Source organism: Sorangium sp. So ce1335 (genome assembly GCF_051521615.1).
Classification (GTDB): Bacteria; Myxococcota_A; Polyangia; order Polyangiales; family Polyangiaceae; genus Sorangium.
This window is the reverse complement of record NZ_CP150363.1, coordinates 4556761-4569856: the sequence shown is the minus strand read 5'-3', so window position 1 is coordinate 4569856 and position 13096 is coordinate 4556761. Positions and strand designations below refer to the sequence as shown.

Genomic DNA, 13096 nt, shown 5'->3' with positions numbered 1-13096 from the left:
GGTGCACGCGAGCTGCCCATCGCCGGCCGGTCGCGGCGGGGCGCTCGCGCGGCATGAACGTATCGATACAGATGGATGGTGCCAGCGCAAAATCCGCCGCAATAGCTGATTTTGTGCACGCCGTTCGCGCGGTTGCACGTAATGCCGTCGCGCGCACGCAGAGAGATAGTTCCCGGCCGTCGTGTACGGTGTTGGGGGTCTGCCCTGCACTCGATGACTCCTGGCCTCGTGGTCCCCGCGCCAACGTGGTCCTGAGATCGAGGAGCGGAACCGCGAAACACCAGCGACGAAGTGTGACCGCCAGTCGGCCCCGGGCAGGACCGGCGACCCGAGCTGCGATACCCCGGGCCCCGGTGGAGCGCCGTGCGCGCGGAGCCGGGCTCTGCGGCAAGCTTCTGGAGCTTCCGCGGAGGGGGCAGCGCGCCAGCCAGGCCGGCGCTACGGCGGGAGCACGGCGATGATCCGGAGCGGGCCGCCCGAGCCGCCGCGGATCTTCATGGGCAGCGCGAACACGAGCGCGCCGCGCGCTGGCAGCGCGTCGAGCGAGGCGACGTTCTCGAAGGCGGGGATGTCGGCGCCGAGGAGCACCCGGTGCGCGATGAAGTCTCTCGACGGCCCGTTGTCGATGCTCGCCGTGTCGATGCCGACCGAGGCCACCTTCCGCGCGACGAGGGCGCGCGCGGCGTCCTCGCCGATGCCGGGGAAGTGCAGGTTCGACGCGTCGCCGGGCCTGTCGTCGCCGAGGTAGCGCTTCCGATCGGGCCAGCGGCTCCCCCACCCGGTGCGGATCAGCACGATCGTCCCGGGCGCGATGGCGCCGTGCTCCCGCTCGAACGCCTCGATATCGGCCCTCGTCACGCGGTAATCGACGTCCCTGGCAGCGGCTGTCGACACGTCGACGACGGCGGCCGGCCCGACGAGGCGCGACATCGGCACGGCCTCGGCGGTGCTCTTGCCCTCGGCGAAGTGGATGGGCGCGTCGAGGTGCGTGCCGCCGTGCTCTGGCGCGCAGAAGTCGTTCGCCGCGTAGAAGAAGCCAGCCTCGGTGGGTCCGTGGTGGACCTGATTCAGCACGAAGCCGGTAGCGGCTGTTGGCCAGTAGATCGTCTTGCCGTCAAAGGGGTACGTGAGATCCACGAGCCTCGCCCCCTCGGGCAGGCGCACCGCGCCCTGGGTCGATGCCGCCCTGGGCGTCGCGGCCTCGTTGCCGGCGGCGCACCCGATCGCGAGCATCCCTGCGGTGAAGAGCGCACTGAACATCGCACGTGCCATGGTTCCCTCCCGGATCCCGACGGGAGGCCCTGGACGCCGCGCCCCCGCGCCGTGTGAGGGCCAAGGCTACGCCCCGGCGGGGCGCCTGCCACCGCGAACCGCGGGGCGCGCGCCCTCGCGCGAAGCGTCCGCCCGCGCGATCAGCGTGGCACCTGCTTCGTCATCGCCGCATGTGGAGCTCCGCGCTCCTGAGCAGCCCGCTCACCCGACCCGCTCTCACGTTCCGACGACCATCGACGTCACCCAGAAGGCGCCCGGCTCCTTCGCTGCGGCGCCCCGCAGCAGCCGGTCACGCAGGCGTGCCTCGGTGATCCAACCCCGGCCATTCGCTTCCACCGTGAGGTTGACGGGGGACTCCAATCCGGAGGCGAGCACCTCGATGGCCCTGGGCCCGGGTGCCGCCCCGAGCACGTCGATGCGGACGACGCGCCCGTCGCCGCTGCTCGTCGCCCCCTCCAGCACGAGGAGCGGTCCGTCGGGCGCGAAGCGCATCCCGTCCGGGTTCTCCAGCCGGCGCGACAGCGGGACCTCGCTCACGGCGGGGGCCGCGCCCGCCGCACCCGCGCGCACGAGGAAGAGCCGCCCGGGTCCGTAGGTGTTGATGGCCAGCGCCCGCCCGTCCGGCGAGAGGGCGATGCCGGCCGGTCCGACGCTGGCCATCCCTGCCCCCTCGGCCTTGAAGCGCGCGTCGGACACGTACGTCTCCCATCGCTCACCTCCGGGACGCAGGTAGAGCACCGAGGCCCGGGCGCTGTCCGTTACATACAGCCCGCCGTCCGGTGCGATGGCGATGTCGTTGGGCATGGCCCCCTCCGGCAGGCGGACGACCCGCCGCACCGCGCCGGTGCGCGCATCCAGCGCGAAGAGGCGCGGAGCGCGCCGCCCCAGCGAGCCATCCGGGCGCAGCAAGCCCATGACGTCAGGAGACGTGCCCCACAGGAGCCCGCGTGGCGCATCCAGGCGAAGGCTGGTGGCGGCGAAGATCTCCTCGGAGCCGGGAAACAGCGCCGACCATTCGCGCCCCGGGGCCTGGCGCAGGATGCGGCCGCTCGCGATCGAGCCGACGAAGAGCGTCCCATCCTCCGCGTGGGCGATGCCGTTCGGGAACGTGAAGCCCGCGGGCAGGGGCACGCGCTCGCGGTGAGCCTTCGCCTGGGAGAGGGGCGCGATCGCGATCCGGAAGGGGCCGGGGGCCTCCCCCTTGCGCGCGCCGAACAGCCGGGCGACGGCGAAGAGGAGCCCGAGGAGGGCTCCGAGGAGGAGCAGCGTGCGCATGAAGCGGGTCGTACCCGGGTGAAGGCGGCTCATCGGTCCGACGCCGCGCCGGGGGTGGACGTGGCCGCTTGAGCGCCCGAGGGACGGTGGCCAGCGATGGCGTATGCGCCGTCGACGAGGATGTTCTGTCCGGTGACGAAGCGCGCCCCGTCGGAGCACAACCAGAGCACCACGTCGGCCACCTCCTCCGGGCTGCCGAGCCGGCGCGCAGGCGAGTGCGCAAGCAAGGGCCCGAGCGCCTCATCCGTCAGGAGGCGGCGCAGCATGGGCGTGTCGATGATGCCGGGGTTGACGTTGTTGACGCGCACGCCCCGGGCCATTCCCTCCAGCGCGACCGCGCGGATCATCCCGTCGAGCGCCGCCTTGCTCGCCGAGTAGATGGACGCCCCCGGGAGGGCGCCGTGCGCGAGCCATGAAGAGTTGTTGACGATGGCCCCGCCGCGGCCCGAGCGCAGCATGGCGTCCATTTCGTACTTCATGCACAGCCACACGCCTCGAACATTGATGTTGAAGGTGTGATCGAAGTCCTCGGGCGCGAGCTCGTGAATGGGGGCGAAGGCGCCCTCTACCCCCGCGTTGTTGAAGGCCGCGTCCAGCCGATCGAAGCGCTCGAGCGTCGCCCGCACGAGCCGCTCGACCTCCTCGACCTTCGAGACGTCCGTGGGCACGGCGAGCGCCCGCGCGCCGGCGGCTTCCACCTCCGCGGCGACCGACTCGAGCTCCGCCCGCCGCCGCCCGGCGAGGACGACCGCGGCCCCCGCGCGCGCGAACGTCACGGCCGCGGCGCGCGCCTATTCCGCTCCCGGCCCCCGTGACAAGGGCGACCTTCCCCCCAAATGTCGTGGAGACACTCGTATCCGCCATGGTGTGTCGAGCTCCCGAAGTGAAGGGGGACGCGCGTGGCCCGGATGGCCGTCGCGTCCCCGGTGCGTGGTGGCACTCGTAACCCGCGCGTTGCGCCTCATCATCGCGGGGCGCTGCACTAGACTCTTGCGCCGCGTGCAACGATCGGGAGGCGCATGGATCGAGCGGCGGTGCGGGATCGGCTGGAGGACATGCTCTGCTTCACCGCCGTGGCGCGGGCCTTGAGCTTCGCGGTCGCGGCGCAGGAGCTCGGCATCAGCGCCTCCGCGTTGAGCCGGCGCGTCGCCCGGCTGGAGGCCGCGCTGGGCACGGCGCTCCTCAGGCGCACCACCCGCCGCGTGTCGCTCACGGAGGCCGGGGCGCTCTACCTGGAGCGGTGCACGGACGTGCTCACCCGCGTCGAGGACGCCGATGCGCTCGTCTCTGGCCTGGCCGCCGAGCCGCGGGGCAGGCTGCGCGTGGCGGTGCCCAACCTGTTCGGGCAGTCCCAGGTGGCTCCGCTGCTGCCGGACTTCCTGCGCCGTTACCCGCGCATCGGGCTGGAGTGCTCGTTCACGGACCGCTACGTGGACCTGGTCCAGGAGGGCTTCGATGTCGCCATCCGGATCGGCGCCTTGACGGACTCAAGCCTCGTGGTCCGCCGGCTCGCCACGAACCGTCGCATCCTCTGCGCGGCCCCGTCGTACCTCCGCGGCCGGAAGCACGTGACGAAGCCCGAGGACCTGGCCCAGCACGCGTGCCTCTACTTCAGCTTCTCCGCGGAGGGAGCGCAGTGGACGCTCCAGCGGGGCAAGGAGCAGGTGCAGGCGCGCGGCCGCCCGGCGCTCGTCGCGGACAACGCCGAGGCGCTGCGGCTGGCCGCGGTGGGGGGCTCTGGCGTCACCGTGCTGGCCACGTTCCTGATCGCGGAGGACCTGCGCGCCGGGCGGCTCGTCCGGCTGCTCGACGACTGGTCGGTACCCGATACGGGCATCTTCGCCGTACATCCGCCGGGGCGCCTCGTCCCGTCGAAGGTGAAGGCGTTCGTCTCGTTCCTCGCAGAGCGTTATGCGGGCACGCCGTGGGAGCGGGCCGTAGAGCACCGACGATGAGGCAGCCCCGAGGTCAAAGGCATTAGCGCTCTCTTTACGCGGCAGGCCGGTGACGCCGCGCGCCCGCACCGTGTGAGGGCAAAGGCTACGTCCTGGCGGGCGGTCTGCCACCCCGAACCGTTCACGCTCCGGCAGGTCTACCCACCATGGCGAGGATGACGTTCGCCAAGGCGAGGTCCGGCGGCTCCCCCGGCGTCAGCCGCCTGGCGCCGATTCCGAACCGCTCGCGGAACTCGTCGGCGAACCAGGGCTGACATTCCGGCTCGATCGCTGGAACGAGGAGCAGCCCGCCGCGGCATGGGCCGCCGAACGTCTCCCACCGCAGCGCATCGCAGTAGAGGTGAAGCGAGGTGAAGGAATCCGCGAGCGCATCCCGCCGTACCCGGTACTTGGCGTCCAGGCAGATCCACGAACGCGGCCCATCGGGTGACTCGAACGAGATCACAATGTCGGGTCGGCGCTCACGGGAGATGCTGTATCGATCCGACGTCCCCCGGGCGAGGTATCCGCGAAACGTCATGTTGTAGTGGATCTCGATCCGCGCCCCGTCCTTCGGATGTCTCGCGGTGAACGCCGCCCCCGCCCCGAAGCCGGCGAGCAGCTCGTTCCCCGTCCCCTGCTTCCAGGTCCACGTCCACCCGTCGAGGACGCCGGCGAGCGCTCGCTGCACGGCGAGCAACGTCCACAGCTCGTAGAGCTCGAAGCTCGGGCGCACCGGGGCTTCACCGCCACCCAGCGACTCGCGCAGGCGGAATCGCGGCCATAGAAAGGGCCGAGCCAGCGCGTGGGCGCGGGCGTAGACGGGATCGTCCTGCACCGCGAGGAGCGCGGCCTCGGTGGCGGGCATGGGCGTCAGCGACCCGAGGAACGTCCGGCGCAGCATGGTCGACAGCTCGTCCGCCGCGCCTCGGGCCGCGCGAGCTCGCGCACGGCACCATTGCGCCGTGTCCGGCTGCAGGCGTCCCTTCGCCGCGGCGTCGTCGAGCACGGCGCTCAGCTCGCCGAGCACGCGGGCGACCCGCCCGACGAGCCAGGCAACATAGCGGTTCACCGGGTGATCGACCGTCTCGCGCGTCGTGTCCTGCGGCACGTACGGGTCCTGCTCGCCCGCGCGCGCTGCCAACCAGGGATCCACCGCGCGCGCGGCCGCCGGGTGCCTCGCCAGCCAATGGAGCGTCTCCCGGTCCGCGCGACGCACGGCGCGCAGCGGCACGTCCTCGCGCGTGGACGTCGCGAGCTCCCGCGGCGCCGCGGCGATGGCCTGAACGGCGCGGACGAGCGCTGGCACCAGCGGCAGCAGCGCAGTGGCGAGGACCGTCGCCGTCGTGCCCTCCGACTGGACGGCGCCGACGCCACCGCCCTCGAGGCCGATGGCCAGGCCCGGCGACCAGGCCTCCAGGTCGGCGAGGAGCGCGAGCCATGCCCCGTCGGAGAGCTTCTCGTTGCGCGGGGCCACCTGGACGGCGACCTCCGTCTCCTGGGCGCCGTGCGCCACCTTGAGCACGGCCGAGCCGACCCAGTGGCCCACCTCGAGCGTGAACGCCCCGCGCTCCTGGCTCCAGGGCAGCTCCAGCGGCCCGAGCCACGCCCGCGGCGCGCCGGCGCCAGGAGGCGCGTCGACGTGGTAGGTCCTCGCCTCTTCGAGGTGCAGGACGCCGTCGACGAGGTGCTGGTCCAGGCCGTCCGCGTCGCGGACTTGTAGGCTCATGCCCAGAACCGGGTCACGCCCGTGCGCTTGAGCAGCTCCATCATGCTCCCGAGCTTGGCCTCGCACAGAGTGAGGCCGCGGCGTTTGCAGATCCCCAGGAGCGTCTCGAGCGCGCCCTTAAACGCTGGCGTATCCTCGCCGCGCAGGCGCGGCAGCACCTTCGAGAACACGGCCTGATCGAGGAACGTCTCCTGCGCCGCGCCGCCCAGCTCCGGGACGGCGTGCATGAACGCGAGCACCTCGCCGGCCGTGCGGTAGCCGAAGTGACGGCGGACCGCGCGCATGGCGTCGTGCAGCTCGAGCAGCGTCGCCTCCACGTCCGGGAGCCGCTTGCCCTGGCTCCTGGCCGCGGCGCGCTCGAAGAAGCGCTTGAGATCCACGTCCCAGAACTCGAGCGTGAAGGCCCGGTCCAGCACCTTGTCGCTGAACGGATGGGTCGTCTCGTCCATGTTGACGGTGCCCGCGATGTGGAGGTTCGTCGGCCACGGGACGCGCGGTGGGACGTCGTTGACCTCGGCGCCGTTGGCGTGGAGCACGAGCTCCTTGCCCGTCTCCATGGCCGAGAGGAACGGCGCGAAATAGCGCTCGACGCGGGCGAGGTTCATCTCGTCGAGGATGAGGAAATAGGGGCGCCCCGGGTCGGCGGCGGCGCGCAGGATGAGGCGGAGCGCCGGCTCGGCCTGAAACGTGGGGTTGGCGTGCAGGGCGTTGAAATAGCCGAGCAGCCCCGACGGGTCCCGCCAGTCGGGCGAGACGGGCACGATCTCCCGGTGTGCGCCGGGGGCGAGCCCCATCAGGTCGCAGACCGCGCGCGAGTAGCAGAGCGTGACAGCCGTCTTGCCGGTGCCCGAGAGGCCGGAGAGGAGCACGAAGCGCTTGCGTGGATTGCTGCGCCATGCGGCGTGGAGGCTGGCGAGCTGGCGATCGTCGAAGACGAAGTCGGCGATCTCCGGATCGGACTTGAAGCGCGCGAGGATCGCGTCGAAGGCGGGATACGGGATCTCCCTCGATGAGGCGGTGTTCGTGTCTTCGGGCGGGTTTGTATCGAAGATCTCCTCGGGCGGAGGCTTCGGGAGCTCCTTCGGAAGCCGGGCGGCCCAGGCGGCGCCATACCCCGTGAGGTGGAGGCCGCCGTTCTCGTCGCGCTCGAGCAAGCCGAGATAGAGGCTCCAGTTCCGGAGGTCGTTGGGAACCCCCGCGGTGGTCCAGGTGGGATAGAGCTTCTGCAGGGCCTCGACAACGGCCGCGTCCGTCGCCCCTCGGTGCTCGTCGACGTACCGGAGGAGGTGGGCGAAGCCGAAAACGCGCTCGAGGAAGCGCTCGATGAGGATGTCCGGTTGCCCGCTGCCCAGCAGCTCGTCGCCGTCCTTCGTGGCGTGGAGCAGGCCGTCGCGCTGCTCGATGAACCCGAGGCCCTTGGCGCGGATGATGAGCTGGCGCAGCGTCGGCGTCGGGACCTTGTCGAAGCTCCCGCTCGCCTGAAGCACGCCCACGAGGTCGTCTTGCGAGAGCCCCGGGAGCGCCGCTTGCACCACGGCGCGGTAGGCGCCGGCGAAGTTGCGAACCGCGAGATAGCCCACGTACTGCTTGGCGAAGGGCCAGACGACGAGCGGAGGCAGCTTGTCCTCGGGCGGGGGCTTCGCTGCGCCGTCGGCGGGCGCGTCGCCTTTCCAGGGCGGCATCTGCCCAGCCGCCAGCTGATCGTAGTTCTCGTAAAGCCACCAGCAGAAGGTCGAGCGCTGCACGTGCTCGGGCAGGGACTTCTCCTCCCCGAGCACGGCCCGGAGCCGCGCGCGCATCTTCACTTGGGCCACGATCGGGGGATCGCTCGCGTCCCCCAGGAGGAGCTTCGCGATACTCCGAACGGCATCGTAGGTGAGCACGCAGCTCAGCTCGGCTGGCACGAGCGCGCCGACCAGCCGCTGGAGCTTGGCGTGCGGCCTGGGCTTGACCTGGCGCGCCACGGCCATGCCGAGGAGACGCTCGTACTCGCCGTGGATCGCAGCTGCCCGGGCGGCGACATCGGACGGCCAGGCGCGCCCACGGAGGCCGACGATGGCGTCCACGAACTCGGGGTCGGCGAGGAGCGCGTCGATGTTGATGGCGTCGCCGTAGCCGGCGGGGGTGATCGCGCGGGCGTTCCAGAGCTTCCTCTGCGCTGCCTCGGTGCGCAGCTCGGACTCGGAGGCGTTGCGCACCCAGGAGAGGAAGTCGAGGTAGTCTTTTTGCCACCTCGCCCACCCGGCAGGTGGGGTGAAGCCCTTCCAGACGATGGTGAGCTGTTCGTCGGTCAGCATGAGGATGCGCCGCGACGGTAGCGGACCGTGGAGAGGTCACGCAAGATCCCGGACGTGTCCGAGACGCTGGCGCTTGTCGTCGCCTGCCCATGCGCTCGTGACCTGCACCGCGAGGACCGCGTCGAGCATCTCGTCAGGGACCAGATCGTCATGCAAATAGTCGACATTACGATCATGCCGCGGGTCCGATCAAGATTCGTCTGCACCAGCCTCATGCCACCTCGTCACCAACGACCAAGCGGCTGATCTGAGCATCGATGACCGAGGCCGCGAGACGGCCAGGGCTCCGTCTGGCGAGGATGCGTCGGTAGGATAAGCGCGGGGAGTTTCCCACCTGCCGCCAGCTCACTGCGCGCGAAGGTCGAGAAGGCATTGCGGAAAGACCCTCAGTGCGTATCAACTACTCGAGGGCGAGAAGCTGTTGGAGGAGGCGCACGGCCACCGCCGACGGGACTGCTGATCATCCGGGCGCGCGCGGATGCCGCGCCGGTCGGCCGTCGTGCCCGCTGGCCGGGACGTGCTCGTAAGGAGGTTGTCTGATGGATCCGATGCCAGTTAAGCGCCCCGTGCCCTCGAAGAGGAAGGCAGCCGCCGATCGGCTGGAATCGCTCGCGGGAAGGGGCGCGCCGCGCCGGCGAGCGAACGTCCGCGAGCTCGCGCGGTATGCAGCGACCAGCAGCTGCAACCTCGCGGCGGCTGGCTTCGCGGCCCGCGTGGACTTCGACCAGCTGCTCCAGGGCACGCGCCTCGCGGCGCCCTTCGGCCAGTCGCCCTTCGGCTTCCGCCGCGGGAACCGCTTCGAGGAGCTGCTGCGGCGGGACGGGCACGCGCCGCTCCTGGCGTTGCTCCAGGAGAACCTCGGTTACGACACGGCGGGCGCGAAGGTCGCGAACCTCCGGGAGGGGCAGCCGCGCAGCAAGGCGGGTCTGGAGGAGCGCGCCAAGACGACGGCCGAGCTCGTGAAGAGCATCATGACCGGCGCGAAGTCCGCGCCGAACCTCATCGACGGAGCCGTGTTCCAGAGGGAGGTCGGGGGCTCGGTCGCGCATTTCGAGGCGGACGCGGTCGCCGCGCGGTTCGAGCAGCCCGTCCACGTCGGCGAGATCAAGTCGTTCCCGACGGTGGACGGCCAGGCCGATCCCGACAAGCTGGGCGCGGCCGTCTCGCAGGTATCCATCTACATTCTCTTGCTCCGAGAGCTCGTGGAGCGCATGGGCGGCAAGCCGGAGATCGTCTCCACCGACGCGCTCCTCATCACCGCGAAGAACACGGGTCTGCAGCCGACAATGTGCGTGAAGCCAGTCGGTCGCGAGGTCGATCGCGCCGCGCGCATCCTCGACCGAGCGCCCGCGGCCCACGAGGTCGCGGCGTCGATCCCGGCGGGCACGCCGGCGTTCGCGGCTGCGGCGACCGGCGATGAAGCAGCGCGGCTCGATGCCCTCGCGAAGATCGCCGACGTCGTAGGCACCGAGTACCGGCCGGGGTGCCTCGCATCCTGCGGGCTCTCTCGGTTCTGCCGCGAGCGCGCTCACGAGGCCGGCGCGCCGAGCCGGGTGGGTGGGAACGTCGTTCGGCTCTTGCCCGGCATCGCCTCCCTGGATCGCGCCGCGGAGCTCAGCCGCGGCGCGCCGGCAGCGGCGGAGGAAGCGGCGGTGGCCGAGCAGCTCGTGCGCGCAGCCCGGCTGCGCGACCGCCTGGGGCCCCCAGCGGCGGCGCCCGCGCCCGCGCGAGGAGCGCGCCGATGAGCTACCTGCAAGCCCTGCTCGTCGCGGATGCGCGGCGCCTCCGGCGCGCGCAGCGCTCGGCGGCCGTCCGGCACCGGCACCTCACCAGCCGCCCGCTCGGCATGCTCCTGTACCAGCTCGGCGCGGAGCCGTTCACCGCCGCGGCCGTCGCGTGGGGGTTCGGTCCGAAGGACCGGAAGCTCGCCGTCCCCGGCGAGCCCCGCGACCGCGAGCTCGCGTTCCGCGCGCTCACGATCGTCGCGCGCGAGTTCAACGCCTGGTTCGAGGGGACCGGGCGCGACGAGCCGCCGCAGGTCGTCGTCGCGAACCGAGCGACGCTCGCGCTGCTCGCCCGACTCGGCCGGCGCCTCGCGTACCTGCCGACGACGGGCGCGCTGCCCGCCGATCCCGAGCTCGTGCGGTTCGGACGCCACCTTCGGTTCCTCGCCGACCGGGCGCGCTACCCGGGTCAGCAGCTCGTGGTGGTGCTGACCGAGCTGCTCTCGTCCCACTGGGTCACGGAGCTGTCGGGTCTCGAGGTGCAGCACCTCCCGGCCCTCGACGCGGCGATCGACCCTCCGCGCGGCAAGGGCGCGCACGAGGCGGCGCGGGACGCCGAGCAACTCGAGATCGGGCCCATGCCCGCCGCCGGAGACGACGCGGAGGTGGACGTCCTGCTGTCGGCGTTCAACGCGGAGCGGGGGCGGCGGACGGAGGAGAAGGTCGTCGCCCGGCTCCGGAAGCCCATCGAGGCGCATTACAGCGCGCTCGTCGATCGCGGGTGGCCCCTCCTCTGGCGCTGCCTCGACCGCGAGAGGGGCTATCCGGAGGCCGCTCACGTCGAGCGGCGGTGGAACGAGGATGTCGACGCGCTGGATCGGCATATCGACTGGGTCGTCACGAAGGGACTGCCGTACAGGACACGCCAGACGAGCGCACAGGCGGCACGGACGCTGCGCGCGGCGGAGGAGGCGCAGCGGCTGCTCACGGCGGAGGAAGCCATCGACGACCCGCTGCGGATGATCCCGACCCTCCTCGCAACCCAGGGTCTCGTGGGCACCGTGCGGCGCGTCGACGGCGAGCACTACGAACAGGGCCCGAAGAATCGAGTTAGGCGGCCGCTGGTCGAGCTCGAGACGGCCGAGCGCTGCGCGCTCCCCGTCGGGAAGGAGCTCTGGTGGACCCGGACGGCGGAGAAGCGGGAGTACGTGATCACCGACGTGCGGCACGCCGCCAAGGGAGGCACGTCGATCGTGACGCTGCGGCTCGAGACCGGCTCCGAGCAGGAGCTCCCGAAGAAGGGCGAGACAGCTATCTTCTCGGTTCACAACCTGAGCCGCAATGGCTTCTTCATATTGCCCGACAAGGCGCCGTGGACTCACCGGGATCCTGATCTCGACGCGGCGCCGCCCCCGCTCGACGGCGCGACCGACGACGGGAGGTGGGAATGAGCGCGTACAACGAGGCCGTCGTCGAGCAGGCGCAGACCACGGTCGACGCCGCGATCAAGGCGGTGCTCACGGCGCCCGCGAACACCGCGGTCGTCGGGGCTGCCCCGGCGGGCGCGGGGAAGTCGTATGCGATCGGGACGGCCGTGCAGGCCGTGCGCAAGGCGGGCCTGCGGGTCGCGGTGGCGACGCCGACGAACGACCAGGCGTTCGCGCTCGTGTCCGCCATCGCGGAGCGCATGCCGAAGGAGACGATCGCGTTCGTGCCGGCGAGCTCCGTCAGCCTGCCAGCGGAGCACCGGCGAGCGAACGTGGTCGAGCGCAAGGCCCGCGACACGAGCTCGGACAAGATCCTCATCGGCACGCTCAACAAGCTCGGAGACGCCCACGCGCGAGGGGATCTCACGCCGGTCGACGTCCTCCTGATCGACGAGGCGTACCAGGCGAACGCCGTGCACTATTACCTCGTCGGAGACCTCGCGCCTCGCCACCTGCTGATGGGCGACAGCGGACAGCTCGCGCCGTTCACGACCGCGCCCGGCGCGGATCGATGGCGCGGCCTCCGCGAGGATCCCCTGCTCACGGCGGTGGAGGTCGTGCGGCGGAACCACCCCTCGACGCCGGTGCATCGGTTGCCGATCACGCGGCGCCTCGACCCGCGCGCCGTCCCCGTGGCCTGCGCGTTCTACCCGGATCATCGGTTCGAGGCCGCCGTGCTGCCCGGCGTGCGGCGCATGGACCTCCAGGCGGCGCCCGGGCGCCGGTCAAGCGCGGTGGAGGATGCTGCGCTCGAGCGGGCCGCCAGGTCGGGATGGGCCCACGTCGAGCTGCCGAGCAGCGCGGTCGTCACGGCCGATCCTGCGACCGCATCGCTCCTGGTTCGGCTCGTCGCTCGCCTCTTCGCGCGGTCCCCGACCGTGAAATGCGAGGCGACGAAGCGCGCCCGCGGCCTCGGGCAGGCCGATGTCGCGATCGCGGTGAGCCACAACGATCAGAAGGACCTGCTCCGGGCCGAGCTGTCCGCCGCCGGCCTGGATGGAGTCCGTGTCGACACCGCGAACAAGCTGCAGGGCCTCACGTTCGAGGTCGTGTTCGCCTGGCACCCCTTGGCGGGCCTGACGGAGGTGGACGAGTTCCACCTGGACCCAGGTCGCCTCTGCGTGATGCTCACGCGGCACCGCCACGCTTGCATCGTCGTGGGTCGCGCAGCCGACCGCGAGCTGGTGCAGGGCATCCCGCCGGCCACACCGTCCTATGTCGGCTGGGACGTGAACCCCGCGCTCGACGGCTGGTACGTGCACGAGGCCGTATTCCACCAGCTCGAAGCGCATCGGATCGACGCGCGCTGATCGGCTGTATGTCTCTGACGCCCACGAGCGCTCCGGCGGATCCGCCACGCCGCCCGCCTGTCCGTGGA

The 13096-nt window shown here is 71.6% G+C and carries 8 protein-coding genes and 1 pseudogene; 4 read left to right on the top strand and 5 right to left on the bottom strand.

Annotated elements, in window-relative coordinates; translation table 11 throughout:
- Window positions 1-438 precede the first annotated feature (438 nt).
- From WMF24_RS16705 to WMF24_RS16695, 3 genes and pseudogenes are all read right to left on the bottom strand, one after another.
- Window positions 439-1272, bottom strand: coding sequence for a cyclase family protein (locus WMF24_RS16705; protein WP_437737401.1), 834 nt, complete (start codon window positions 1270-1272; stop codon window positions 439-441).
- A gap of 216 nt (window positions 1273-1488) precedes the next feature.
- Window positions 1489-2547: an SMP-30/gluconolactonase/LRE family protein gene (locus WMF24_RS16700; RefSeq protein ID WP_437737400.1), complete on the bottom strand. Its 1059-nt coding sequence runs from the start codon at window positions 2545-2547 to the stop codon at window positions 1489-1491.
- 29 nt (window positions 2548-2576) lie between these two features.
- Window positions 2577-3411: pseudogene (locus WMF24_RS16695) on the bottom strand (SDR family NAD(P)-dependent oxidoreductase).
- Window positions 3412-3566: 155 nt separating this feature from the next.
- On the opposite strand from WMF24_RS16695, the gene WMF24_RS16690 reads away from it, so the two are divergent.
- A complete protein-coding gene (locus WMF24_RS16690; protein WP_437737399.1) occupies window positions 3567-4502 on the top strand; it encodes a LysR family transcriptional regulator in 936 nt (311 codons plus the stop codon).
- 121 nt (window positions 4503-4623) lie between these two features.
- Here the strand turns inward: WMF24_RS16690 and WMF24_RS16685 are convergent, their stop codons facing one another.
- Together WMF24_RS16685 and WMF24_RS16680 are read right to left on the bottom strand one after the other, a co-directional pair.
- On the bottom strand, window positions 4624-6210 hold the full coding sequence (locus WMF24_RS16685; RefSeq protein WP_437737398.1) for a DUF2357 domain-containing protein: 1587 nt from the start codon (window positions 6208-6210) through the stop codon (window positions 4624-4626).
- Window positions 6207-8507: an McrB family protein gene (locus tag WMF24_RS16680; RefSeq protein ID WP_437737397.1), complete on the bottom strand. Its 2301-nt coding sequence runs from the start codon at window positions 8505-8507 to the stop codon at window positions 6207-6209. Before WMF24_RS16680 ends, WMF24_RS16685 begins: the two co-directional genes overlap by 4 nt.
- 539 nt (window positions 8508-9046) lie before the next feature.
- Between WMF24_RS16680 and WMF24_RS16675 the strand changes: the two genes are divergently transcribed.
- The 3 genes from WMF24_RS16675 to WMF24_RS16665 are packed head-to-tail and all read left to right on the top strand — an operon-like array spanning window position 9047 to window position 13028.
- Complete coding sequence (locus tag WMF24_RS16675) at window positions 9047-10252, top strand: hypothetical protein (RefSeq protein WP_437737396.1); 1206 nt, start codon at window positions 9047-9049, stop codon at window positions 10250-10252.
- The gene (locus WMF24_RS16670; RefSeq protein WP_437737395.1) at window positions 10249-11682 is read left to right on the top strand and encodes a hypothetical protein; all 1434 of its coding nucleotides are present in this window, start codon (window positions 10249-10251) and stop codon (window positions 11680-11682) included. Before WMF24_RS16675 ends, WMF24_RS16670 begins: the two co-directional genes overlap by 4 nt.
- The gene (locus tag WMF24_RS16665) at window positions 11679-13028 is read left to right on the top strand and encodes an AAA family ATPase (RefSeq protein WP_437737394.1); all 1350 of its coding nucleotides are present in this window, start codon (window positions 11679-11681) and stop codon (window positions 13026-13028) included. The genes WMF24_RS16670 and WMF24_RS16665 overlap by 4 nt, the downstream gene beginning before the upstream one ends.
- Window positions 13029-13096: the final 68 nt, after the last annotated feature.